Origin of the sequence: Methylobacterium aquaticum (assembly GCF_001043915.1) — a bacterium.
Taxonomy (GTDB): domain Bacteria; phylum Pseudomonadota; class Alphaproteobacteria; order Rhizobiales; family Beijerinckiaceae; genus Methylobacterium; species Methylobacterium aquaticum.
Window position 1 is genome coordinate 21,991 of the sequence record NZ_LABX01000237.1, and the last position, 24,334, is coordinate 46,324.

Below are 24,334 nucleotides of genomic sequence, written 5' to 3' on the forward strand. Positions count from 1 at the left end.
ATCATGGCCCGCCGCCGAGCCCGTCGACAAGCCGCGCGGCGCGCCCTAAACCCGTATTCTTTCCACCGAGAAGGAAGTGTGTCGATGCTGGGACGGGTCGACCGTGGCGGGACCGGCGAGGCCGTCGTGGAATATGGCGACAGCAACCTGCGGGTGGTGCGGCCCGGCCGGTTCGTGCGCTGCGCGGTGACCGGGGTCGAAATCCCCCTCGACGCCCTGCGCTACTGGAGCGTCGAGCGCCAGGAAGCCTATGCCGATCCCGACGCCGTGATGGTGCGCCTGCGCGAGCGCTCAAAGACCGCCTAGCAGGGCACGGAACGCCTCCGGCGCGTCGAGGACGAGCCCCACCGGCAGCGTCGCCACCGGCAGCGTCTCCGGCAGGCGCACCCGGTCCTTCTCGGTCGTCACCAGCAGGAGACCCCGGGTGGCAGCCTCCGCCGCGAGGGCGTCGATCTGCGCCGCCGTGAAGGCGTGGTGGTCCGGGAAGGCGCGGGTCCCGTGCAGCTCGGCCCCGATCTCGCGCAGGCTCGCGAAGAATTTGTCCGGCCGGCCGATTCCCGCGAAGGCCAGGACCGGGCGCCCGCGCAACCGCTCCGCCGCCGCCGGGTCCGGCACCAGCCGGCCGCGCAGGGCCGGCAGGCCGCGCTCCCGCGCTTCCGCCAGCACCGCTGCGCCGGCCGCGCCCTCGCCGATCGTCAGGACGGCGTGGACATGGCCCCACTGCGCCTCCGCCGGCGCCCGCAGCGGACCCGCCGGACAGACCCGTCCGTTGCCCAAGCCCACCGCGCCGTCGACCACGGCGATCGCCAGGGTCTTGGCGAGGCTCGGATTCTGCAACCCGTCATCCATCACCACCACGTCGGCGCCGGCCGCGAGGCAGGCCCGCGCCCCCGCCACCCGGTCGCGGGCGACGATCGCCGGGGCGGTGCGGGCGAGCAGCAGCGGCTCGTCGCCGACATCCGCCGCGCCATGCCGCGCGGGATCGACCTGCACGGGGCCGGCCAGGCGCCCGCCATAGCCCCGGCTCAGGAAGGCCGGACGCCGGCCGAGATCGCGCAGAAGGCCCGCCACCGCGAGGGCCGTCGGCGTCTTGCCGGCGCCGCCGAGGGTGAAGTTGCCGATGCAGACGACCGGACAGGCTGCGGTCGCCCCGGCCCGCGCCATCCGGCGGGCGGCGAGCGCCCCGTAGACCGCGCCGATCGGCGCGAGCAGCCGGGCCGCCGGCGCCGGGTCCTCCCGCCACCAGAAGCCCGGTGCCCGGATCACGAGGCGAACCGCCCGGTGATCATCAGCTGGCAGATGAACGGCTCGATCGCCGCCATGGCCCGGTCGGTCGCGCCGCCGGCGGCCGCGATCGCCGCATTCCCCGCCCGGGCCATCGCCTGGCGGGCGGCGGGGTCGGCGAGGAGCTGGCCGATCGCTTCCGTCAGTTCCTGCCCGTCGCGCACGATCCGGGCGCCGCCGGCGCGGTCGAGCACGCCGTAGACCTGGGCGAAGTTGCGCACATGCGGGCCGTACAGGATCGCGGCGCCGAGGCGGGCCGGCTCGATCGGGTTCTGGCCGCCATGGCGGGCGAGCGAGCCGCCAACGAAGACCAGCGGGCAGAGACGGTAGAACAGGCCCAGCTCGCCCACCGTGTCGGCGACGTAGAGATCGACCTTGTCGTGCGGCTGCCCGCCGGCCGAGCGGCGCCCGACCCGGAGACCGGCCGACACCGCGTCGGCGGCGATGCCCGGCCCGCGCTCGGGGTGGCGCGGCACCACGACGGTGAGGAGGTCGGGATAATGGCGCTTGAGCGCCCGGTGGGCCGCGGTGGCGGCGGCCTCCTCGCCCGGATGGGTCGAGGCGGCGAGCCAGACCGGCCGCCCGGCCATCACGCGGGCGAGCTGGCGCAGTTCCTCGGGATCGGCCGGCGGGGGCCCGGCATCGAATTTCAGGTTGCCGCCCAGCTCGACCCGAGGGGCGCCGAGCCCCGCGAAGCGCTCGGCCTCGTCCTGGGTCTGCGCGAGGCAGAGCGCGATGCGCGACAGGAGCGCCCGGGCCACCGCCGGGCTGCGCTGCCAGCCCCGGGCCGAGCGCTCAGACATCCGCCCGTTGACCAGGATCAGCGGCACCTCGCGCTCGTGCAGCGCCAGGATGGTGTTGGGCCAGAGTTCCGACTCGGCGACGAGCGCCAGGTCCGGCCGCCAATGGTCGAGGAACCGGGCGAGGTAGCGCGGCGCGTCGAGGGGCGCGAACTGGTGCAGCGCGCCCCGGGGCAGCCGCCGCGCCAGCAGCTCCGCCGAGGTGCGGGTGCCGGAGGTGACGAGCACCGTGAAGCCGCGCCGGGTCAGGCGCTCGACGAGGCCGAGCAGCGACAACGCCTCCCCGATGCTGGCGCCGTGGGCCCAGACGAGGGGGCCGGGAGGCCGCGGCTTGCCGGGCCGCCCGGTGCGCTCCGGCAGGCGCACCGGATCCTCCTTGCCGCGCCGCCGCCGCCAGGCGAGGAGGCCCGCGAGCGCCGGCTCGCCGGCGATCAGTCCGTAATGATAGGCGCGCAGCAGCGCCGGCACATCCTCGCGCCTCATCGGGCGGACGCCCCTTTCCGCGTATGCACCGGGTCGATCCGGCCGACCTGCGCGAAGGCGCGGGCATGGACGGCGTTGAGGTCGGCCTCGATCCGCAGGCGCGCCGCCTCGATGCCGGCGGCGTCGAGGTCGCGGGGAACGGTGACCGGCTCGCCGAAGGCCATCACCCCGCGGCCGAAGGGCAGGCCGAGGCTCGCCCGGTCCCAGCTGTCGAATTGCAGATGGCGGCTCGTCACCACGGCGGTCGGCACCACCGGCCGGCCGGAGAGGCGCGCCAGCATCACGATGCCCTCGCCGCAGCGCCGCGACACCTTCGGCACGTCGGCGCTGAAGGCCACCGTCTCGCCGTCCTCCAGCGCCTTGAGGCAGCCGCGCAGGGCCGACACCCCACCCTTGGCCCACATCTCGCTCGCACGCCGGGCGCCCGAGCCGCGGATCACCCGCACGCCCATCCGTTCCAGCACCGCGGTGTTCACCCCGCCATCGATCGAGCGCGAGACCATCGTGGCGGCCCGGTCCTGCGGCCGGCGCACGAAAGGCACCATCAGGTGCTGCCCGTGCCACATCGCGATGATGAACGGCCGCAGCGGCGACAGCCAGTCATAGGCGCCCGGCGGATCGAGGCTGAAGCGGTTGGTGCCCCGCACCAGCTTCAGGTAGCTCGCGCCGAGGAGGCCGAGGCTCTCCTGGGCCGCCCGGCTGCGGGCGATGCGGGTGACGAGGCTCATGCGGGCACTTCGCGGACGGGGACGCTCGGGAGAGGGACGCGGCGATTCCGACCCGGCCAGGGTCGGGCGGCCCCTCGCGAATCCGGGCGTCGTCATGCTCCGTTCGGGCTCGCGAGGCAACCGCCGGCAGGTTGCATGAACGGGTGCGACGTGCCGCACGGCGTGCCGCGCGTCGCACCCGGCCCCGGCGCGGCGCGTCCGCGCCGGTGACCGGATCGGAGGCTGGCCGCGCGGCATCCCGCCGAGCGTTCCTCCCGGCACGACATGCCGTCAGCCCGCGGCCAAAGCGCAGGAACACCGGTCCGGAGGGCGGCACATCGGTGTCCGCGCGCCGTCGACGGGCCTTAGGGTTCCACCACGGCTGAACACCGCAGGGAGATCCCAATGACCCGCCTGGCCCCCAAGTTCATCACCTTCGACTGCTACGGCACGCTGATCTACTTCGAGATGGCGCCCGTCGCCCGTCGCCTCTACGCCGACCGGGTGCCGGCGGAGCGCATGGACGCCTTCGTGGACGACTTCTCGGCCTACCGCCTCGACGAGGTGCTGGGCCCCTGGAAGCCCTACAAGGACGTGGTCGCCAACGCGCTGACCCGCACCTGCAAGCTCAACGGCGTGGAATACCGCGACAGCGACGCCGACGCGGTCTACGCCGCGGTGCCGACCTGGGGCCCGCACCCGGACACGGTCGAGGGACTGGCCAAGGTCGCCAAGGAATTCCCCCTGGTGATCCTGTCGAACTCGATGAAGGATCTGATCCCGCATTCGGTCGCCAAGCTCGGCGCGCCGTTCCACGCCGCCTACACGGCGGAAGAGGCCCAGGCGTACAAGCCGCGGATGCAGGCGTTCGAGTACATGTTCGACCAGCTCGGCTGCGGCCCCGAGGACGTGCTGCACTGCTCGTCGAGCTTCCGCTACGACCTGATGACCGCACACGACCTGCACATCACCAACAAGGTCTGGGTCAACCGCGGCCACGAGCCGGCCAACCCCTATTACGGCTACCACGAGATCAAGGACATCCGCGGCCTGCCGGGCCTGCTCGGCCTGTGACGGCCTTGCGCCGCCTCCATGCCGTGATCCCGTCCGGCCTGTCCGCATTCCGGCCCCGGCCGCATCGCGGGCGGGCCGGGCGATCGCGGCGCACGGGCGGCGCCGCCCGATCCTTTCCCCTGTGATGCCCCGAGGACGACCCATGTTCACCAAGGACCGCCTGCGCGATCCCGCGCTCCTGCGCTTCCAGGCCTTCATCGCCGGCGAGTGGCGCGAGTCCGACGCCGGCGGCAGCCTGGCCGTGACCGACCCGGCGACCGGCGAGACGATCGGCACGGTGCCGGATTGCGGCGCCGCCGAGACCCGCGCGGCGATCGCAGCGGCCGAGGCGGCGTTTCCGGCCTGGCGCCGCACGGCGCCGGCGGAGCGCGCCGCGATCCTGGAGCGCTGGAACGCCCTGATCCTCGAGAATGCCGAGGATCTGGCGGCGATCATGACCGCCGAGCAGGGCAAGCCGCTCACGGAAGCCCGCGGCGAGGTCGCCTACGGGGCGAGCTTCGTGAAGTGGTTCGCGGAAGAAGCCCGCCGCATCACCGGCGACGTGTTCACCGCGCCGGTCGGAGACCGCCGGGTGCTGGTGCTCAAGGAACCGGTCGGCGTCTGCGCGGCGATCACGCCGTGGAACTTCCCGATCGCGATGATCACCCGCAAGGTGGCACCGGCCTTCGCCGCCGGCTGCCCGATCGTCGTCAAGCCCGCCGACCTGACGCCGTTCTCGGCCCTCGCCCTCGCGGTACTCGCCGAGCGGGCCGGGGTGCCGAAGGGGGTGTTCAGCGTCGTCACCGGCCAGGCGGCGCCGATCGGCGCCGAGATGACCGGCAGCGAGACCGTGCGCAAGCTGTCCTTCACCGGCTCGACCGCAATCGGGCGGCTGCTGATGGCCCAGTCGGCCCCGACCATCAAGCGGCTCAGCCTGGAACTCGGCGGCAACGCGCCGTTCATCGTGTTCGACGACGCCGATCTCGACCAGGCGATCGCGGGCGTCATGGCGTCGAAGTTCCGCAATGCCGGCCAGACCTGCGTCTGCGCCAACCGCATCCTGGTGCAGGACGGCATCCACGACCGTTTCGCCGCCCGCCTCGCCGAGGCCGTGGGCCGGCTCCAGGTCGGCAACGGCTTCGAGGCGGGCGTCACCATCGGCCCGCTGATCAACGACGCCGCTGCCGCCAAGGTGACGGCGCATCTCGACGACGCCCTCGCCCGGGGCGCCCGCCTGGTGGCGGGTGATCCGGAGGCGGTGCGGGGCCGCTTCGTGCCGCCGTTGGTGCTGACCGGGGCCGAGACGGGCATGCGGCTTTCCGTCGAGGAGACCTTCGGGCCGCTCGCGCCCTTGATGCGCTTCTCCCGCGAGGAGGAGGCGATCGCCATCGCCAACGCCACGCCGTTCGGACTCGCCTCGTATTTCTACACGTCCGACATCCGCCGGGCCTGGCGGGTCGGCGAGGCGCTCGAATTCGGCATGGTCGGGCTCAATACCGGAACCGTCTCGATGGAGGCGGCGCCGTTCGGCGGCGTGAAGCAATCGGGCCTCGGCCGCGAGGGCTCGGCCTACGGCATCGACGAGTACCTGGAACTGAAGTCGTTCCACATGGGCGGCCTCTAAAACAGCAGCGACCGAGACGGTCGCCCTCCAGAGTGCATCGGCCGCCCATGCTCGCGAACGCGGCTGCTCGCGACCGTGGCGAACCGGTGCAGCCGTCGCGGCGCCTGTCGATGTGGACGGCCGCCGCCCCTTCTCCACCATCCCTGCGCCCCGGCCCTCGTCGCAGAGCCGGGGCTCCAAACCAGGCCCCGAGACCCGACGCCATGACGATCCCGGACACGATCCTCCCAACGGATACCCCCCTGACGATCCGCCCGATGACCGAGGCCGATATCGAGGCGGTGCACGGCCTCTCGGTCGAGGCGCGCTGGCCGCACCGGGCCGAGGATTGGCGCCTGATGCTGGCGCTCGGCCACGGCCTCGTCGCCTGCGACGGGGAGGGCCGGGTCACCGGCTCGGCGATGTGGTGGCCCTTCGGCGAGGGTCTCGCCACCATCGGCATGGTGATCGTCTCGCCCCGGATGCAGGCCCGGGGCACCGGGCGGCGGCTGATGCGGGACCTCTTCTCGGCGGCCGGGACGCGCACGATCCGCCTCACCGCGACGGAGGCGGGCCGGCGGCTCTACGAATCCGAGGGGTTCCGCGTCACCGGCAGCAACACGCAATACCAGGGCATCGCGGAGGCGGGCGCGGTGACCGCCGATCCACGGGTGCGGCCCGCCGCCGAGGCCGACTGGCCGGCCATCGCGGCCCTCGACCGTGAGGCGGCCGGCGACGACAGGAGCCGGATGCTCGACGCCCTGCACCGGCTCGGGGAGACTTTCGTCCTGGAGGAGGCGGGGCGGATCGTCGGCTTCTCGGTCTGCCGGGCTTTCGGGCGTGGCCATATCGTCGGCCCGATCGTCGCTGCGGACGCCGTGGATGCTGTCGCTCTCGCCGGGCCGCATGTGCGGGCCCATGCCGGCGGGTTCCTGCGCCTCGACACGCCGGAGCGCGATGGTGCGCTCGTCGCCTTCGTGGAGGCGAGCGGTCTTGCCAATGTCGACCTGTCGGTGACGATGACCCGGGGCGTGCCGCCCCGGACCGGGCCGGCCCGGATCTTCGCCCTCGCCAACCAGGCCCTGGGATAGCGGCCCCGTCCGCCAAGGAGCACGTGCTCGAAATCCGCCGGGACGGTCCCGCGGCACACGGGAGCCCAACGGACCGGGCGTCCGTCGGGAAAGCCCCGCGGCATACTCAATCTGGTGCCCAATAATACCAACGGCCGAAGATGCTGACGCATCGATTCGATCTCGGGCAGGCCCGAGATCGACGCGGCCGTTGACTTCATCTCGAATTGTCGATGCCAAGCCAAGAGACTTGGCGAAAATTCGCGAACGGAGCCAAAGGTCGCTTTCAACGACCGTTGGTATAAGATGAAGCTTTCTTATTTTGCGCTGCACTTGAGCGAAGCTGCAAAATTTATCACGTCTGGGAGATCGAAACGGAATCTTCGCGGGCCAAGACTCGGCGGGCCAAGACTCCGCGGGTCGGGCATCGGCGTCGCAATGGCGGCGCCCGGGCACCGCCGGCTGACGGCGATGCGCGATCCCGAACCGTCATGGCCGTGCGCCGCGTGGGCCGCGTCCGCTGGCGTGCACGGCCGGCTCTGTCGGCCAGGGCGAGACGACCGGACGCCCGACAACACGGGTGGCGGGTGAGCGCCGGGAGGCCCTGCGGAGGGCGCCCCCAATGGCGAGCCGCGGATCGGCGACCCGTCCAGGGTCGCTCACGCAACCACACCGGACGCCAGCACCCATCATCCAAAATTCCCCCGAGGCTCGACTTGCGGACGACAAAGTTCCGACGTAGTCTGCCGTAAGGATATAGAAATCATTCGGAAACAATTCTCCGTAGCGCTGCGAAGCATTGTGATTGCAGCCGGATGTCGACAGATCCAGGCCAATTGCATTTCAGGATCAGACGATGCGCGGTTTCGCCTGGGGTCTCGGTGCCGGCCTGACCGTCGCGGCGGGCACGCTCGTCGCGTGGCCGCAGGCGGGCTCGGTCCTCGCGTCGGCCCAAGGTCCGCTTCAGACGCAGGTGCAGGAGCAATGGGCCGCGTTGCGGTCCTGGCTCGGCAGCCCGGCCTCCGGGCCCGGGGCGGAGCCGCGATCGACGCCCGCCGCCCTCGTCCCGCTCGCTCCCGCCCGCGTCGCGGCCGAGGCGGCGCAGAGCGCCGACGTGCCGATCACCCTGTCGGGCATCGGCACCGTCCAGGCTTACAACACCGTCAACGTGCGCTCGCGCATCGACGGCGAGATCACCCGGATCCTGTTCCGCGAGGGCCAGGACGTGAAGGCCGGCGATCCCCTCGCCCTCATCGATCCGCGTCCGCTCCAGGCTCAAGCCGACCAGCAGGAGGCCGCCCGCCTCCGGGACCAGGCCCTGCTCGACGGCGCCCTGCTTGATCTCCAGCGCTACGAGGCCCTCGTCCTCAAGGATTTCGCCAGCCAGCAGCAGGTCGACCGGCAGCGGGCGCTGGTCGCCCAGTACCGGGCCCAGATCAAGAGCGACGAGGCGCAAGTCGCCTATGCGCGCACCCAGCTCGCCTACACCACCATCGCGGCGCCCTTCGCCGGGCGTACCGGCCTGCGCCTCGTCGACCAGGGCAACTACGTCCGCGCCGGCGACGCCTCGGCGATCGTCGTGGTGACCCAGCTCCAGCCGATCTCCGTCGTCTTCACGCTCCCCGCCTCCGCCGTCGCGAGGAGCCGCCTGACCCTCGGCGAGGTCTCGGCGCCGGTCCGGGTCTTCGGGGCCGACGAGCGCACCCTGCTCGATACCGGCACGGTCGAGCTCGTCGACAACCAGGTCGATCCGGCCACCGGCACCATCAAGCTCAAGGCGAGCTTCCCCAATGCCAAGCTGACGCTCTGGCCCGGCACCTTCGTCAACGGCCGCATCACCGTCGACATCCGCTCCCAGGGCGTCACCATCCCGCTGACCGCGCTCCGCCACGGCCCGCGGGGCGATTTCGTCTTCGTGGTCCAGGAGGGAAGCAAGGACGGCAGCAAGAGCGGGTTCCACGTCGCGACCCGGACCGTCACCCCGGGCCAAGCGAGCGGTGGCCGCCTCCTGATCGAGAAGGGGCTGAAGGCCGGGGAGCGCGTCGTCACCGAAGGGCATTACCGCCTGGAGACCGGCACCCCGGTCACGATCATCGAGAAGCCGGAGCCGCACCCCGCGCCCTCGCCCCGCCCACCGAGCTGACGGCCCACCACCATGTCGGCTCCCTTCATCCTGCGCCCGATCGCGACGGCGCTCCTCACCCTCGCGCTGATCCTGCTCGGCGTCATCGGCTACTGGGCCCTGCCGGTCTCCGCCCTGCCGGCGGTGGACTTCCCGACTATCCAGGTCACCACCACCTATCCGGGCGCCTCGCCCCAGGTGATCGAGACCGCGGTCACCGCGCCCTTGGAGCATTATCTCGGCCAGATCGCCGGCCTGACCCGGATGAACTCGACCAGCGCCGCCGGCACCAGCCAGATCACCCTGCAATTCGATCTCGCCCGCCCGATCGCCGTCGCCGCCCAGGATGTCCAGGCCCAGATCAACGCGGCGTCCGGCTGGATGCCGGTCGCCCTGCTGCCCGGCCCGCCGACCTACCGCCTCGTCAACCCGGCCGACGCGCCGGTGCTGATCCTGGCGCTGACCTCCGACATCCTCCCGCTGCACGAGGTCAGCGACTATGCCCAGACCGAGGTGATCCAGAAGCTGTCGCAGGTGCCCGGCGTCGGCGCCGTGACGGTCGAGGGCGACCAGACCCGCGCCGTGCGCCTCGCCGTCGATCCCGCCCGCATCGCCGGGCTCGGCCTGTCGCTGGAGGACGTCCGGCGGGCGGTGGCGGCCTCGACCCTCAACCTGCCGAAGGGCAGCCTCGACGGGCCACGCCAAGCCTTTCAGGTCGGCGCCAACGACCAGCTCCTGGACTCCGAGGCGTTTCGCGACGTGGTGATCGCCTACCGCAACGGCGCGCCGGTCCATCTGCACGACATCGGCACCGCCCGCGACGGGGTCGAGAACACAGACCTTGCCGCCTGGTTCGACGGCCGGCCCGCCATCCTCCTCGACGTGCAGCGCCAGCCCGGCGCCAACACGCTGGAGGTGGTCGATGCGATTCACGCCCTGCTGCCGAAGCTCCGCGCCGCCCTGCCGCCCGCGCTCAAGATCGCCGTCGTCACCGACCGCACGGTCTCGATCCGGGCCGCCATCGCCGACGTGCAGGTCACCCTGGTCCTCACCGTCGCACTCGTCGTGCTGGTGGTGTTCCTGTTCCTGCGCAAGCTCTGGGCGACGGTGATCCCGAGCGTCGCGCTCCCCGTCTCGCTGGTCGCGACCTTCGGGGCGATGGCGCTGCTCGGCTACTCCCTCGACAACCTCTCGCTGATGGCGCTCACGATCGCGTCGGGCTTCGTCGTCGACGACGCCATCGTGATGATCGAGAACATCGTGCGCCACATCGAGGCCGGCGAGGCGCCGCTGCCCGCGGCGCTCGAGGGCGCGCGCCAGATCGGCTTCACGGTGGTCTCGCTCACCGTCTCGCTGGTGGCGGTGTTCATTCCGCTGCTGCTGATGGGCGGCCTCGTCGGGCGGCTGTTCCGTGAATTCGCCGTCACCCTGTCGCTCGCGGTGGTGATCTCAGGGATCGTCTCCCTGACCCTGACGCCGATGATGTGCGCGCGCCTCCTTGCCCCCGAGCCGCCGGACCACAGGCCCGGCCGGCTCTATCGCTGGAGCGAGGCCGGGTTCGAGGCGCTGACGCGGCTCTACATGCGCGGCGTCGACGGCGTGCTGGCGCATCGCCGCACGACGCTGGCGGTGTTCGCCCTGACGGTGGCGGCGACCGCCTGGTGCTCCGCGGCGATCCCGAAGGGCTTCATCCCCGAGCAGGATACCGGCCTTCTCGTCGGCACCACCGATGCGGGCGCGGACATCGCCTTCCCGGCCATGGCCGAGCGCCAGGGCCGCATCGCCGACATCGTGGCGCAAGACCCGGCGGTGCGGGCGGTGTCGAGCTTCGTCGGCGCCGGCACCGTCAACCCGACCCTCAATACCGGCCGGCTCTACATCGATATCGGCCCGGCCGACCGGCGCGACCCGGCCCCTCGCGTCATCGAGCGCCTGCGCCGGGCGGTCGAGGGGGTGCCGGGCATCGCCCTCCACCTCCAGGCGGCGCAGGACCTCACGATCGAGACGCGGTCCGCCCGCACGCAATACCAGTACACGCTCCAGGCTCTCGACGGCGACAGCTTGCGCCTGTGGAGCCGGCGGCTCCTCGCGGCCCTGCGCGACGAGCCGGCCTTGGCCGACGTGGCGAGCGACCAGCAGGACGAGGGGCTGCAACTGGCGCTCACCATCGACCGCAAGGTGGCGGCCCGCTACGGCATCACCGTCGATGCCCTCGACCAGATCCTCTACGATGCGTTCGGCCAGCGCCAGATCGCGACCGTGTACGGCGCCCTCACCCAGTACCGGGTGGTGCTCGGCGTCGATCCGGCGGTGAGGGACGCGCCCGACCTCCTCGACCGGATCTATGTCACCCCCGGCACCTCGCGGGCGCTGACCGCCGGGGACGCCGCCAACGGGGTCGGCGCCGGCTACCGCGAGGCCGCGGCGGCGGTGCCGCTCTCCGCCTTCGTGCAGGTCGAGCGCCGCACGGCGCCGCTCTCAATCACCCATCAGGGCCTGTTTCCGGCCGTGACCCTGTCGTTCAACGTCGCGCCCGGCTCCTCCCTCGGGGCGGCCCTCGACGCCTTGAGCCGGGCGGAGCGGCGGATCGGCCTGCCCGACACGGTGACGACCGGCCTGTCGGGCGCGGCGGCCGAGTTCGCCGCCTCGCTGCGCAGCACCGGGATCCTGATCCTGGCCGCCATCGTCACGGTCTACATCGTGCTCGGCGTGCTCTACGAGAGCGTGATCCACCCGCTGACGATTCTCTCGACGCTGCCCTCGGCGGGCCTCGGCGCGCTCGTCGCCCTGATGCTCGCCGGCATGCCGTTCGACCTGATCGCGCTGATCGGCATCATCCTGCTGATCGGCATCGTGAAGAAGAACGCCATCATGATGGTCGACTTCGCCCTGGAGGCGCAGCGCGAGCGCGGGCTCACGCCCGAGGCGGCGATCCGCGACGCCTGCGCGCTCCGCTTCCGCCCGATCATGATGACCACCTTCGCGGCGCTCCTCGGCGCCTTGCCGCTGGCGCTCGGCGACGGGATCGGGGCGGAGCTGCGCCGGCCGCTCGGCGTCGCGATCGTCGGCGGCCTGGTGGTGAGCCAGGTGCTCACCCTCTACACCACGCCGGTGATCTACCTCGCCTTCGACGCGCTGACGCGCCGCCGCAGCCGGCAGCCCGCCGCCCTGGCGGCGGAGCAGGCTTCGTGATCCTCGCCGCCCCCTTCGTCGCGCGGCCCGTCGGCACCGCGCTCGTCGCTCTCGGGCTCCTGCTGATCGGCCTCGTCGCGCTCGCCCGGCTGCCGATCGCCTCGCTGCCCAATGTCGAGCGGCCGACCATCGTGGTCCAGGCGGCCCTGCCCGGCGCCAGCGCCGACACCGTCGCCTCGTCCCTGGCCCAGCCACTGGAGGACCGCCTCGGCCTGATCGCCGGCCTGACCGAGATGAGCGCCAACAGCACGTCGGGCGGCACCCAGATCGTGCTGCAATTCGCGCTGTCGAAGGACATCAACGCGGCGGCCGGCGACGTGCTGGCGGCGATCAACGCCGCGAGCCCCGACCTGCCCAAGGACCTGCCGCGCCCGCCAGTCTACTACAAGGCCAACCCCTCGAACATCGCCGCGGTGGTCCTGGCGCTGACCTCCGACATCCTGCCGCCGAGCGAGGTCTACGAACTCGCCGACAGCGTCGTGGCCGCCCGGCTCTCGGCCCTTCCCGGCGTCGCCCAGGTCTTCGTCTCGGGAGCGGAGCGGCGGGCGGTGCGGATCCGGGTCTCGCCGCGGCGGATGGCGACGATGCAGCTCTCCCTGGAGGAGGTGCGCGCGGCGCTCCGCGACGCCAACCAGAACCTGCCGAAGGGCGTGGTGACGATCGCCGACCAGACCTGGACGCTCACCGCCGACGACCAGCTGATCCGGGCCGAGGACTGGGCCGAGGTGATCGTCGCCTTCCGGAACGGCCGGCCGATCCGCCTCGGCGACGTCGCCGAGGTCAGCGACAGCGTCATCAACACCCGCCTCGCCGGCTGGTTCAACGGCGAGCGCGGCGTGGTCGTCTACGTCCGCAAGCAGCCCGACGCCAACGTGGTCGAGACGGTGGACGCCGTGAAGGCAGCCCTGCCCGAGATCGCCCGCTGGCTGCCGCCCTCGCTCAAGGTCCACACGCTCTACGACCGCACGGTGCTGATCCGCGAATCGGTGGCGGAGGTCACCCGCACCATCGCGATCGCGATCGGCCTCGTGATGGTCGTGGTCGCCCTGTTCCTGCGCCGGCTCGCCGCCACCCTGGTGCCGGTCATGAGCATCCCGGTGGCCCTCGCGCTCACCCTGGCGGCCATGGCGCTCGTCGGCTATTCCCTCGACAACCTGTCGTTGATGGCGCTCACCATCGCGGTCGGCTTCGTGGTCGACGACGCGGTGATCGTGGTCGAGGCGGTGGTGCGCCTGATGGAGGAGGGCCGCTCCGCGCGGGCGGCCGCCCTCGAGGCGGCGCGGCGGATGGGCGCCACCATCGTGGCGATCTCGGCCGCCCTCGCGGCGGCCCTCCTGCCGGTGCTGCTGATGCCCGACGTGGTCGGGCGCTACTTCCGCGAGTTCGGGCTGACGCTGGTGGCGGCGATCGTCGCCTCGGCGCTGGTCTCGCTCACCCTGGTGCCGATGCTGTGCGCGCGGCTGCCGCGGCGGAGCGGTGGCGAGCGCCCGCGTCCCCCGTCCCGGACGGCCCGCGCCTACCGGGCGAGCCTCGCCTGGTGCCTGCGCCACCCGGGGCCCGCGCTCCTCGTCCTGGCGGCCAGCACCGCGGGCTCGGCCGGGCTCTACGCCGCCCTGCCGAAGGCGTTCATGCCGACCCAGGATACCGGGATCCTGCAAGTCCGCACGATCACCGCCGCCAACGTCTCCTTTACCGCCATGGAGCGGTTGCAGCGCCAGGTCGCGCAAGCCATCCTGGAGGACCCGTCGGTGGCGGCGTTGAGCTCCTTCATCGGCGGCGACGGCGCGGTGCTCAGCAACGGCACCCTCTCGGTCGGCCTGAAACCCCTGGCGGAGCGGCCCGGCATCGAGGCGGTGGTGAACCGCCTGCGCGAGCGCCTCGCCCCCGTACCGGGGGTGCGGACCTTCTTCACGCCGCAGCAGGACCTGAGCCTCGGCGGAACGGGCGGCGCCGCGCGCTACCACTACGCCCTGGTCGGCCCCGACCCGGACGCCCTCTGGACCGCCTCGGAGGCGATGCGCAAGCGCATGCTGGCGATGCCCGAATTGACCGACATCGTGTCGAGCGCCGAGCGCGCCGGGCTGGAGGCCGGCGTGGTCATCGACCGTCAGCGGGCGGCGCAGTTCGGGGTGACGCCGCTCGCCATCGACAACACCCTCTACGACGCCTTCGGCCAGCGCCAGATCGACACGATCTACCTGCCGTCGAACTATGCCCGGGTGGTGCTGGAGGTGGAGCCCGCGGCCCAGGGCAGCCCGTCCTCGCTCGCAGGCCTCTACGTGCCGGGGGCGAGCCCGGACCGGCCGCAGGTGCCGCTCTCCGAGCTGATGCGGCCGAAGCGGGGCCATGCCGCGATGTGGCTGCGCCACCTCGACGGGATGCCGAGCGTGACACTCTCGTTCAACACGAAGCCCGGGGTGGTGATCGGCGATGCGCTGGCGGCGATCCGGGCGGCGGAGCCGGCCCTGCACCTGCCCGACGAGATCAAGACGAGCTTCCGCGGCGAGGCGGCGGAGGCCGGCAAGTCCGGGACGCGCCAGCTTCTGCTGTTCCTCGGCGCCGTCTTGGCGATCTACGTCGTGCTCGGCGTGCTCTACGAGAGCCTGATCCACCCGCTGACCATCCTGTCGACCTTGCCCTCGGCGGTGGTCGGCGGCCTCCTGGCGCTCCATCTCACCGGCACGCCGCTGACGCTGGTGGCCTCGATCGCCTGCGTGCTGCTGGTCGGGATCGTGATGAAGAACGCCATCCTGATGGTCGACGTCGCCCTCGCGCTCCAGCGCGAGCAGGGGATGAGCCCCCGCGACGCGATCCTGGAGGCGGCGCTGACCCGGGCGCGGCCGATCCTGATGACGACGCTGGTGGCGGCCTTGAGCGCGGTGCCGCTGGCGCTCGGCACCGGGCCGGGGCACGAGCTGCGCCAGCCGCTCGGGATCACGGCAGTGGGCGGGCTCGTCGTGTCGCAGCTGCTGACGCTGTATTCAACGCCGGTGGTGTTCGCGGTCCTGGCCGGGATGGCGCGCGGGCGTGAGGGGGCCGGCCGCCGGCGGGATCGGGCGCCGGTGGCCGTGGGTCGGTGAGGAACGCGGGCCTCGACGGCCCCGCCGCCGCGCTCGGAGCGCCCGCCTATGCCGGATCCGCCGGGATCCCGTCGATCGGGCATTCGGGCGTCCCCACCGCGGGGCGGGTGATCGCCCGGACGGCGTCGCGGGTGGCGTCGGGATCCTCGATCCAGCGGCGGTAGAAGTCGTAGGGGCAGGCCGACATCCCGTGCCGGTTCTCGCGCGAGTTGATCATCCCGGTATAGCCGCGATGGAGCAGCTTGAAGAGGTGGTTCTCCGACTGGCCGTGCCGGCGGGCGTCGCGGATCAGGAACTTCGACAGCACCGCGTACTGGATGCCGTTCTCCTCCTCGCCGCATTCGCCGAGCGTCCGCCCGTCGAAGCCGATCAGCGCCGAGTGGCCGAAATAGCTGTAGACCCCGTCGAAGCCGGCCGCGTTCGCCACCGCGACGTAGGAATTGTTGGCGAAGGCCATCGCCTTCGACATCAGGATCTGCTGCTCCTTGGCCGGGTACATGTAGCCCTGGCAGCGGATGATCAGCTCGGCCCCGCGCATCGCGCAGTCGCGCCAGATCTCCGGGTAATTGCCGTCGTCGCAGATGATCAGGCTGATCTTGAGGCCCTTGGGGCCGTCGGAGACGTAGGTGCAGTCGCCCGGGTACCAGCCCTCGATCGGCACCCAGGGCATGATCTTGCGGTACGTCTGGACGATCTCGCCCTGGTCGTTCATCAGGATGAGCGTGTTGTAGGGCGCCTTGTGCGGGTGCTCCTCGTGGCGCTCGCCGGTGAGCGAGAACACGCCCCAGACCTTGGCCCGGCGGCAGGCCGCGGCGAAGATCGCGGTCTCCTCGCCCGGCACCGTCGCGGCGTTCTCCATCATCTCGGCGGCGTCGTACATGATGCCGTGCGTCGAGTATTCGGGGAAGATCACCAGGTCCATGCCCGGCAGGCCGGCCTTCATGCCGACGATCATGTCGGCGATCTTGTGGCAATTGGCCAGGATGTCGGCCTTGGTGTGCAGGCGCGGCATCTTGTAGTTGACGACGGCCACGCCGACGCCGTCGTTGCTGCTCGAGATGTCACCGTGATGCATGGCGGGGGTCTCCTCCGTCGATCAGGGGCATGGGCCGGCAGGGCGCCCTCCCCGCACCGCGCGGGGAGGGCCGATGAGCGTCAGTGGCTGATCATCCACGGCCGCGCGGCCGGGAAGCCTTTGGCGGCCGCCGGCGCGGCGGCGGCCTTCTTCGGCGCGCAGCAGCCGCAGCCGGGGCCGTGGCTGCGCCGCGGCGCGTGGCGGCTGCGCTCGTTGGTGGCGTGGGCGGCCCTCACGCCCGCCTCCATGCCCGACAGGCGCGGCGCGGTGAGGAAGGCGCGCTCGCATGCCACGCCGCAATCCGGGCAGTCATGGGGATCGCGGAACTGCGCCATCGGGCGGAGAACCGTGAACGGGCCGCAGGACTCGCAGGAATAATCGTAGACCGGCATGCTACTTGTCCGGTGAGATCGGCATCTGGATCGCGCCGTCGAGGTATTGCGTCGGCCCGGCGGCGCTCGGGTTGATGTCGAACTCGAAGATGCCGGTCGGCAGCCACAGGGTCGCGCAGGCATTCGGCACGTCGACGACGCCGGAGATGTGGCCCTGCACCGGCGCGGTGCCGAGGATCGAGTAGGCCTGGGCGCCGGAATAGCCGAACTTCTTCAGGTACTCGATCGCGTTGAGGCACGCTTGGCGGTAGGCGACGGTCACGTCGAGGTAGTGCTGGCCGCCGCTCTCGTCGACCGAGATGCCCTCGAAGATGAGATGGTCGTCGAAGCGCGGGACGATCGGCGACGGCTTGAAGATCGGGTTCTTGATCCCGTACTTCGCCATGCCGTCCTTGATGACATCGACCTTGAGATGGACCCAGCCGGCCATCTCGATCGCGCCGCAGAAGGTGATCTCGCCGTCGCCCTGGCTGAAATGCAGGTCGCCCATCGAGAGCCCAGCGCCCGGGACGTAGACCGGGAAGTAGATCTTCGAGCCGCGCGACAGGTCCTTGATGTCGCAATTGCCGCCGTGCTCGCGCGGCGGGACGGTGCGGGCGCCCTCGGCCGCGGCCTTGTCCTTCGCCTCGCCGGAGAGCCGCCCCATATGGGCGGTCGGGCCGAAGGGCGGGTTGGCGAGCCCCGGCACCCGGGTCGGATTGGTGGCGATCAGCGCCGTCTCGCGCTCGTTCCAGGTCGCCAAAAGCTTCGGATCGGGCAGGCAGCCGATCAGGCCGGGATGGATCAGCCCGGGAAAGCGCACGCCCGGCACGTGGCGCGACTTCGTGAACATCCCCTCGAAGTCCCAGATCGACTTCTGGGCCAGCGGGAAGTGGTCGGTGAGGAAGCCGCCACCGTTCTGCTTCGAGAAGAAGCCGTTGAAGCCCCATTGCGAGTCCGGCTTGGCACCGATGTCGAGGAGATCGACGACCAGGAGGTCGCCCGGCTCGGCGCCCTCGACCCCGATCGGGCCGGACAGGAAGTGCACGATCGACAGGTCGATGTCGCGCACGTCGTCGGCCGAATCGTCGTTCTTGATGAACCCGCCGGTCCAGTCGTAGGTCTCGACGATGAAGTCCTGGCCGGGCTTCACGTAGGCCACCATCGGGATGTCCGGGTGCCAGCGGTTGTGCACCATGTCGTTCTCGTAGGCCGACTGGGTCAGGTCGACCTTGATCAACGTCTCGGGCATGCGTTTCCCTTTCCCCTGGAGCGGGTGGTGTCCCGGCTGTCGGCCGGGATCTTCGGCGCGAGGGCGCAAAACGCCCTCGCCATGTTCGGAACTAAACCGACAGGTAGCGGGCGACCGTCGCCTCATCGACGTCGGCGCGGGCATCCTCGTGGACGATGGCGCCGTTCTCGATCACCAGCACCCGGTCGGCGATGTCGAGGGCGAAGCTGAGCACCTGCTCGGAGACGACGATCGACAGGCCGCGCTCGTCGCGGATCTTCTTCAGCGTCCGGCCCATCTCGCGGATGATCGAGGGCTGGATGCCCTCGGTCGGCTCGTCGAGGAGCAGGACCGTCGGCCGGCTGGCGAGCGCCCGGGCGATGGCGAGCTGCTGCTGCTGACCGCCCGACAGGTTGCCGCCGCGCCGCGCCTTCATCTCGAGCAGGACCGGGAACATCGCGTAGAGGTCGGGCGGGACCTTGCTCTCGCGGGTGACGGTGAGTCCGGTCTCGATGTTCTCCTGCACCGTCATGGTGGAGAAGATCATCCGGCCCTGCGGCACGTAGGCGAGGCCGGCGGCGACGCGCTGGTGGCTCTTGAGCCCGGTCACGTCGCGGCCCGCGACCCGGATCGTGCCGCTCTTTGCCGGCAGGATGCCCATCAGGGTCCGCATCAGGGTCGACTTGCCCATGCCGTTGCGGCCCATCACGGCGACGATCTCGCCGGGCGCCACGGTGAGGTCGAGGCCGTGCAGCACCTCGCTCTGGCCATAGGCGGCATGGAGGCCCGTGATGGCGAGGGCCGGGGTGGCGCCGGGCGCCGGGATCGGGCCGGCATGGGGCACGGCGGCGGGGACGGTCTGGAGCATGGCGGTCCCCCTCAATGGCCGAGATAGACGTCGACGACCTTCGGATCGTTCTTGACGCGCTCCATCGAGCCCTCCGACAAGACTTTGCCCTGGTGCAACACCGTGACCCGATGGGCGATGTCCTCGACGAACTTCATGTCGTGCTCGATCACCAGCACCGAGCGGCCCTTGATGATCTGGTGCAGCAATTCGGCAGTCTTCTTGCGCTCGGCGACGCTCATCCCCGCGACCGGCTCGTCGAGCATCAGGAGCTCCGGGTCCTGGATCAGCAGCATGCCGATCTCCAGCCATTGCTTCTGGCCGTGGCTGAGGAACTCCGCCCGCTTGGTCAGGTGATCCTTGAGGAAGATCATCTCGGCGACCTCGTGGATGCGGTCGCGCACCGCGGCATCGCGCTTGAACGTCAGGGCGCCCCAGACGCTGCGGCCGCGCGGATACGAGATCTCCAGATTCTCGAACACGGTGAGGTCGTCGTAGATCGACGGGGTCTGGAACTTGCGGCCGACGCCGGCCTGGACGATCGCGCTCTCGGAGAGCTTGGTCAGTTCGCTGCCCTTGTACTTGATCGAGCCCGAAGTGGCGCGGGTGCGGCCGCAGATCAGGTCGAGCACCGTGGTCTTGCCGGCGCCGTTGGGGCCGATGATGACCCGGATCTCGTCGGGATCGACGTAGAACGAGACGTCGTTCACCGCCTTGAAGCCGTCGAACGAGACGGTCAGGGCCTCGACCGCGAGGAGGAACTCTGGTTGGCCGGCACTCGCGCCGGGGAGGATGGCGGCGTTCATGGATCAGGTCCTCACTCGGCGGGGGCGCCCTTGGGGAGCGGGCCGGCGCCCTGCGGCAACGCGGCGGCCTTGGGGCGGCGGGTCAGGAGCGGCGCCACGTGCTGGCGCCAGAGGCCGGCGAGGCCATCCGGGAAGGCGAGGACGACGGCGATGAACAGGGCGCCGAGTCCGAACAGCCAGAGTTCGGGGAAGGATTCCGAGAAGGTGGTCTTGGCCCAGTTGACGAGCAGCGTGCCGTAGATCGCCCCGAACAGGGACAGCCGTCCGCCGATCGCCGCGTAGATCACCATCTCGATCGACGGCACGATGCCGACGAAGGACGGCGACATGAAGCCGACCTGGAGGGTGAACATCGCCCCCCCGATCGCCGCGAAGGCGGCGGCGAGGCAGAAGGCGAAGATCTTGAAGCTCGCCACGCTGTAGCCCGAGAACCGGACGCGGTCCTCCTTGTCGCGCATCGCCACCAGGATGCGGCCGAGCTTCGAGCGCTTGACGAATTGCGCCGCCAGCACGCAGGCGACGAGGAGCCCGCCATTGACGAAGTAGAGCAGGGTCTTGGCCGAATCGGTGCGGATGTCCCAGCCGTGGAGCGTGCGCAGGTCGGTGATGCCGTTGATGCCGCCGGTATAGCCCTGCTGCCCGACGATCAGGATGGTCAGGATCGCGGCGATCGCCTGGGTGATGATCGCGAAATAGGTGCCGCCGACCCGGCGCTTGAACATCGCCGCCCCGATGATGAAGGCGAACAGCGTCGGCACCAGCACCACCGCGACGAGCGTCAGCGGCAGGCTCTTGAACGGCGTCCAGAACCACGGCAGCGCCGTGACCTGGTTCCAGTCCATGAAGTCCGGGATGCCCGGCGTCGACTGGATCTTGGTGTTCTCGACCGACGACGCCTCGAGCTTGAGGTACATCGCCATGCAGTAGCCGCCGAGGCCGAAGAACACGCCCTGGCCGAGGGACAGGATGCCGCAGGTGCCCCAGCAGATGACGAGGCCGAGGGCGACGAAGGCGTAGGTGAGGTACTTGCCCACGAGGTTGAGGCGGAAGCCGTCGAGGGCGAGCGGCAGCACTCCGAAGATCAAGGCGCAGAGGATGGCGAGGTAGGCCCATTCCATCGGCGTCATGAACGGGTTGTCGGTGCGGGTCGGGGATCTCATGCGGGTCGCTCCTCAGCGCCGGACCTTGAGGGTGAAGAGGCCCTGGGGCCGCAGCATCAGGATCGCCACGACGGCGAGCAGGGTGATGACCTTCGCGGTCGAGCCGGAGAGGAAGAATTCCAGGGTCGACTGGGTCTGCGAGATCGAGAAGGCCGAGGCGATGGTGCCGAGCAGGCTCGCGGCGCCGCCGAAGACCACGATCAGGAAGGTGTCGACGATGTAGAGCTGGCCCGATGTCGGCCCGGTCGAGCCGATCATCGTGAAGGCCGCACCGGCGACGCCGGCGATGCCGCAGCCGAGGCCGAAGGTGAGTCGGTCGACCCGTCCGGTGTCGATGCCCACGGCACCGGCCATCACCCGGTTCTGCATCACCGCGCGGACCTGCTTGCCGTATCGCGACGCGAACAGAAGCCCGGCGACCATCAGGGTGATGAGCACGGTGATTGCCATCACGAACAGGCCGTTGATCGGGATCTCGATCGTGCCGGTCGCCTGGATCGAGCCCATCATCCAGGACGGCAGCTCGACGCCGACCTCGCGGGCCCCGAAGATCGACCGGTAGGCCTGCTGGAGGATCAGCGACAGGCCCCAGGTGGCGAGCAGGGTGTCGAGAGGGCGCTTGTAGAGGTGGCGGATCAGCGCCCACTCGACCAGCATCCCGAGCGCCCCGGAAGCCAGGAAGGCCATCGCCATCGCGACAAAGAAATAGGCCGGGAACAGTCCGGGCAGGTGCGCCTGGAAGAAACCCGAGCACAGATAGGTCATGTAGGCGCCGAGGATCATGAACTCGCCATGCGCCATGTTGATGACGCCCATCTGGCCGAAGATGATCGCGAGGCCGAGCGCCATCAGCACATAGACGGAGAACAGAATGAGGCCGGCGAAGCCCTGCATGGCGAAGATCGCGCCGAGGTCGCCGAGCGAGTAGTCACCGAACATGGGTGGGCTCCGGCTGTGGTATTGTGGGATGTGTTGTGTGGCGCGCCATATCCCTCCCCGCTCTGCGGGGGAGCGTGCCCGGCGGCGCGTGCGCAGCACTCGTGCGCCGGGCGGGAGAGAGGACGCTGCTTCCGGAGAGGTCGCGACGGAAGTGACGGGCGCGACCTCGAACAGCGTCGCGCTGCCCCTTTCCCGGCCCCTGCTGACACAGGGTCCGCCCTCCCCCGCAGAAGGAGGGAGGGTTGGACCCTGCGCCCTACTGGTACCCCTTCGGGAACGGGTTCGGCTCGATCAGGTCGGCGCTCTCGTAGACGACCTCGAACTGGCCGTTCGGCAGCGCCCGGCCGACGCGGGTCTTCGACCACAGATGGTGGTTGGGGTGGATGCGGACATAGCCTTCCGGCGCGCCCTTGAACTCGATGCCGTCCGAGGCCGCCGCAACCTTGTCGACGTCGAACGAGCCGGCCTTCTCGACGGTCAGCTTCCACAGGTACGGGCCGAGATAGGCCGCCTGCGTCACGTCGCCGATCACCGTCTTCTCGCCCCACATCTTCTTGAAGGCGGCGACGAACTTTTCGTTGTTCGGGTTCTTCAGCGACTGGAAGTACTTCATGCAGGCATAGGCCCCGGCGATGTTCTCGCCGCCGATGCCGTCGATCTCGTCCTCGGTGACCGAGATCGTCATCAGCACCTGCTTCGACAGGTCGATGCCGGCCGCCTTCAGCTGCTTGTAGAACGCCACGTTCGAGCCGCCGACCACGTCGGTGAAGATCACGTTCGGCTTCGTCAGCTTGATCTTGTTGATGACGGAGTTGAACTGGGTGTGGCCGAGCGGGAAATATTCCTCACCGACGACCTTGCCCTTCAGCACGTTCTCGACGTGCTTGCGGGCGATCTTGTTCGAGGTGCGCGGCCAGATATAGTCCGAGCCGATAAAGAAGAAGGTCTTGGCGTCCTTCTCCTTCGCCACCCAGTCGAGGCTGGCGAGAATCTGCTGCGTCGCCTCCTGGCCAGTATAGATGACGTTCTTCGACTGCTCCAGGCCCTCGTAGAAGGTCGGGTAGTAGAGCATGCCGTTATATTGCTCGAAGACCGGCAGCACCGCCTTGCGCGAGGCCGAGGTCCAGCAGCCCATGACGGCGGCGCACTTGTCGTTGACGAGGAGCTTCTTGGCCTTCTCGGCGAAGGTCGGCCAGTCGGAGGCGCCGTCCTCCTGGATCACCTTGATCTTGCGGCCGAGCACGCCGCCGGTGGCGTTGATCTCCTCGATCGCGAGCTTCTCGGCCTGCTGCGCGCCGGTCTCGGAGATCGCCATCGTGCCGGTGACGGAATGCAGGATGCCGACGGTGACCTCGGTGTCGGTCACCGCGAGGCCGGTCGTGTTGACGGCGGCGGTCGGCGGGGCGGCGGCGAGGGCGAGGCGGGGCAGACAAGCCGCGGCCGGCACCACCGCGAGCCCCATCAGCAGCCGGCGCCGCAAAGCCGATTCGAGGCCCAGATCGTTCTCAGCCATCACCCTCTCCTGTCGGTCCCGCCCGGGCGCCCTTTCCGGGTCGCTCCCGCCGCGTTCGGATGTCAGGCTAGGTGGCGTTTTGCGCCGCAGCATATACGCGTTTTTGCGTATTCCGCGCCGGGCGGAAGCCAGACAGGATCATGCGCTCCCGTGTGGCGCGCGACGGGATGCCGGGAAAGGATTCCCGGATCTTGCGCCGCAGCGGAGGCGCCAGGGAGGCCCATGCCCGGACGACAGCGCATCATCCCGGTCCGCCGCGAATACAACCAATGGGTCGCGAACGAGACCCTGGAGGACTTCGCCCTGCGCTTCACCGCCAAGCGCGCCCGGCGCTGGTCGGGCTGGCGGGTCGCCCAGACGGCGCTCGGCTCGGTCGCCTTCCTGGCGCTGGAGGCGATCGGCGGCACCCTGATCCTGTCGAGCGGCTTCACCAACACGCTGTGGGCCGTGCTCACGGTCGGGCTGGTGATCTTCCTCACCGGCGTGCCGGTGAGCGCCTACGCCGCGCGCTACGGGCTCGACGTCGACCTGCTCACCCGGGGCGCGGGCTTCGGCTATATCGGCTCGACGATCACCTCCCTCATCTACGCGAGCTTCACCTACCTGTTCTTCGCCATCGAGGCCGCGATCCTGGCGCTCGCCCTCGAACTCGGCTTCGGGCTGCCGCTCGCGGTCGGCTACCTCGTCAGCGCGCTGGCGGTGATCCCGCTGGTGACCTATGGCATCGCGCTGATCAGCCGGTTCCAACTCGTGACGCAGCCGGTCTGGCTCGCGCTGAACCTCCTGCCCATCGCCTGCATCGCGGCCTATGCGGATGCCCCGCTCGACGCCTGGATGACGCATGCCGGGCTCGCGGGCGGGGGGGCCGAGGGCTTCGATCTCCTGCTCTTCGGCTCGGCCTGCGGGATCCTGTTCGCGCTGATCGCCCAGATCGGCGAGCAGGTGGATTTCCTGCGCTTCGTGCCGCCGCAGGCCCCGGGCCGGGGCTGGCGCTGGTG

The 24,334-nt window shown here is 70.6% G+C and carries 19 protein-coding genes; 8 read left to right on the forward strand and 11 right to left on the reverse strand.

The genetic code is table 11. The features are described 5' to 3' along the window. Positions 1-84 precede the first annotated feature (84 nt). Positions 85-306, forward strand: coding sequence for a DUF2093 domain-containing protein (locus tag VP06_RS26570; RefSeq protein ID WP_048466815.1), 222 nt, complete (start codon positions 85-87; stop codon positions 304-306). On the opposite strand, the gene lpxK is transcribed toward VP06_RS26570, so the two are convergent. Genes lpxK through VP06_RS26585 form a run of 3 tightly spaced genes read right to left on the reverse strand, consistent with a single transcriptional unit; the run spans position 292 to position 3,295 of the window. Then, a complete protein-coding gene (lpxK, locus tag VP06_RS26575; RefSeq protein ID WP_048466838.1) occupies positions 292-1,263 on the reverse strand; it encodes a tetraacyldisaccharide 4'-kinase in 972 nt (323 codons plus the stop codon). The two genes, VP06_RS26570 and lpxK, sit on opposite strands and share 15 nt — an antisense overlap. After that, complete coding sequence (locus tag VP06_RS26580) at positions 1,263-2,567, reverse strand: 3-deoxy-D-manno-octulosonic acid transferase (RefSeq protein WP_048466816.1); 1,305 nt, start codon at positions 2,565-2,567, stop codon at positions 1,263-1,265. Before VP06_RS26580 ends, lpxK begins: the two co-directional genes overlap by 1 nt. Further along, positions 2,564-3,295, reverse strand: a complete 732-nt coding sequence (locus VP06_RS26585) for a lysophospholipid acyltransferase family protein (protein ID WP_048466817.1) — start codon at positions 3,293-3,295, stop codon at positions 2,564-2,566. Before VP06_RS26585 ends, VP06_RS26580 begins: the two co-directional genes overlap by 4 nt. Before the next feature lie 384 nt (positions 3,296-3,679). Here VP06_RS26585 and VP06_RS26590 point away from each other — a divergent pair, with 384 nt between their 5' ends. The 6 genes from VP06_RS26590 (at position 3,680) to VP06_RS26615 (ending at position 15,394) form a co-directional block, all read left to right on the forward strand. Further along, a complete protein-coding gene (locus VP06_RS26590; protein ID WP_048466818.1) occupies positions 3,680-4,348 on the forward strand; it encodes a haloacid dehalogenase type II in 669 nt (222 codons plus the stop codon). Between the two features lie 142 nt (positions 4,349-4,490). Then, positions 4,491-5,951 (forward strand): NAD-dependent succinate-semialdehyde dehydrogenase, encoded by a 1,461-nt coding sequence (locus tag VP06_RS26595; RefSeq protein ID WP_048466819.1) that lies wholly within the window; start codon positions 4,491-4,493, stop codon positions 5,949-5,951. Between the two features lie 203 nt (positions 5,952-6,154). Further along, positions 6,155-7,021 (forward strand): GNAT family N-acetyltransferase, encoded by an 867-nt coding sequence (locus tag VP06_RS26600; protein ID WP_048466820.1) that lies wholly within the window; start codon positions 6,155-6,157, stop codon positions 7,019-7,021. 835 nt (positions 7,022-7,856) lie between these two features. Then, positions 7,857-9,143 carry an efflux RND transporter periplasmic adaptor subunit gene (locus VP06_RS26605; protein WP_053082048.1) on the forward strand — a complete coding sequence of 429 codons (1,287 nt, stop codon included), beginning with the start codon at positions 7,857-7,859 and terminating at the stop codon, positions 9,141-9,143. A 12-nt stretch (positions 9,144-9,155) separates the two neighbouring features. After that, positions 9,156-12,314, forward strand: coding sequence for an efflux RND transporter permease subunit (locus VP06_RS26610; RefSeq protein WP_048466821.1), 3,159 nt, complete (start codon positions 9,156-9,158; stop codon positions 12,312-12,314). Then, positions 12,311-15,394 (forward strand): efflux RND transporter permease subunit, encoded by a 3,084-nt coding sequence (locus VP06_RS26615; protein WP_048466822.1) that lies wholly within the window; start codon positions 12,311-12,313, stop codon positions 15,392-15,394. The genes VP06_RS26610 and VP06_RS26615 overlap by 4 nt, the downstream gene beginning before the upstream one ends. 46 nt (positions 15,395-15,440) lie before the next feature. Here the strand turns inward: VP06_RS26615 and VP06_RS26620 are convergent, their stop codons facing one another. From VP06_RS26620 to urtA, 8 genes are all read right to left on the reverse strand, one after another. Then, a complete protein-coding gene (locus VP06_RS26620) occupies positions 15,441-16,469 on the reverse strand; it encodes an aliphatic amidase (RefSeq protein WP_048466823.1) in 1,029 nt (342 codons plus the stop codon). An 80-nt stretch (positions 16,470-16,549) separates the two neighbouring features. Beyond that, positions 16,550-16,861 (reverse strand): FmdB family zinc ribbon protein, encoded by a 312-nt coding sequence (locus VP06_RS26625; RefSeq protein ID WP_048466824.1) that lies wholly within the window; start codon positions 16,859-16,861, stop codon positions 16,550-16,552. 1 nt (position 16,862) lies between these two features. Continuing rightward, the gene (fmdA, locus tag VP06_RS26630; RefSeq protein ID WP_048466825.1) at positions 16,863-18,092 is read right to left on the reverse strand and encodes a formamidase; all 1,230 of its coding nucleotides are present in this window, start codon (positions 18,090-18,092) and stop codon (positions 16,863-16,865) included. 91 nt (positions 18,093-18,183) lie between these two features. Beyond that, positions 18,184-18,939 (reverse strand): urea ABC transporter ATP-binding subunit UrtE, encoded by a 756-nt coding sequence (gene urtE, locus VP06_RS26635; RefSeq protein WP_048466826.1) that lies wholly within the window; start codon positions 18,937-18,939, stop codon positions 18,184-18,186. An 11-nt stretch (positions 18,940-18,950) separates the two neighbouring features. Continuing rightward, positions 18,951-19,724 carry an urea ABC transporter ATP-binding protein UrtD gene (gene urtD / locus VP06_RS26640; protein ID WP_048466827.1) on the reverse strand — a complete coding sequence of 258 codons (774 nt, stop codon included), beginning with the start codon at positions 19,722-19,724 and terminating at the stop codon, positions 18,951-18,953. An 11-nt stretch (positions 19,725-19,735) separates the two neighbouring features. Then, complete coding sequence (gene urtC / locus VP06_RS26645) at positions 19,736-20,884, reverse strand: urea ABC transporter permease subunit UrtC (RefSeq protein WP_048466828.1); 1,149 nt, start codon at positions 20,882-20,884, stop codon at positions 19,736-19,738. Between the two features lie 12 nt (positions 20,885-20,896). After that, positions 20,897-21,823 carry an urea ABC transporter permease subunit UrtB gene (gene urtB / locus VP06_RS26650; RefSeq protein WP_048466829.1) on the reverse strand — a complete coding sequence of 309 codons (927 nt, stop codon included), beginning with the start codon at positions 21,821-21,823 and terminating at the stop codon, positions 20,897-20,899. Between the two features lie 256 nt (positions 21,824-22,079). After that, the gene (urtA, locus tag VP06_RS26655) at positions 22,080-23,336 is read right to left on the reverse strand and encodes an urea ABC transporter substrate-binding protein (RefSeq protein WP_048466830.1); all 1,257 of its coding nucleotides are present in this window, start codon (positions 23,334-23,336) and stop codon (positions 22,080-22,082) included. A gap of 222 nt (positions 23,337-23,558) precedes the next feature. Between urtA and VP06_RS26660 the strand changes: the two genes are divergently transcribed. After that, positions 23,559-24,334: purine-cytosine permease family protein (locus tag VP06_RS26660; protein WP_048466831.1), on the forward strand; the 776-nt coding region annotated here is incomplete at its 3' end.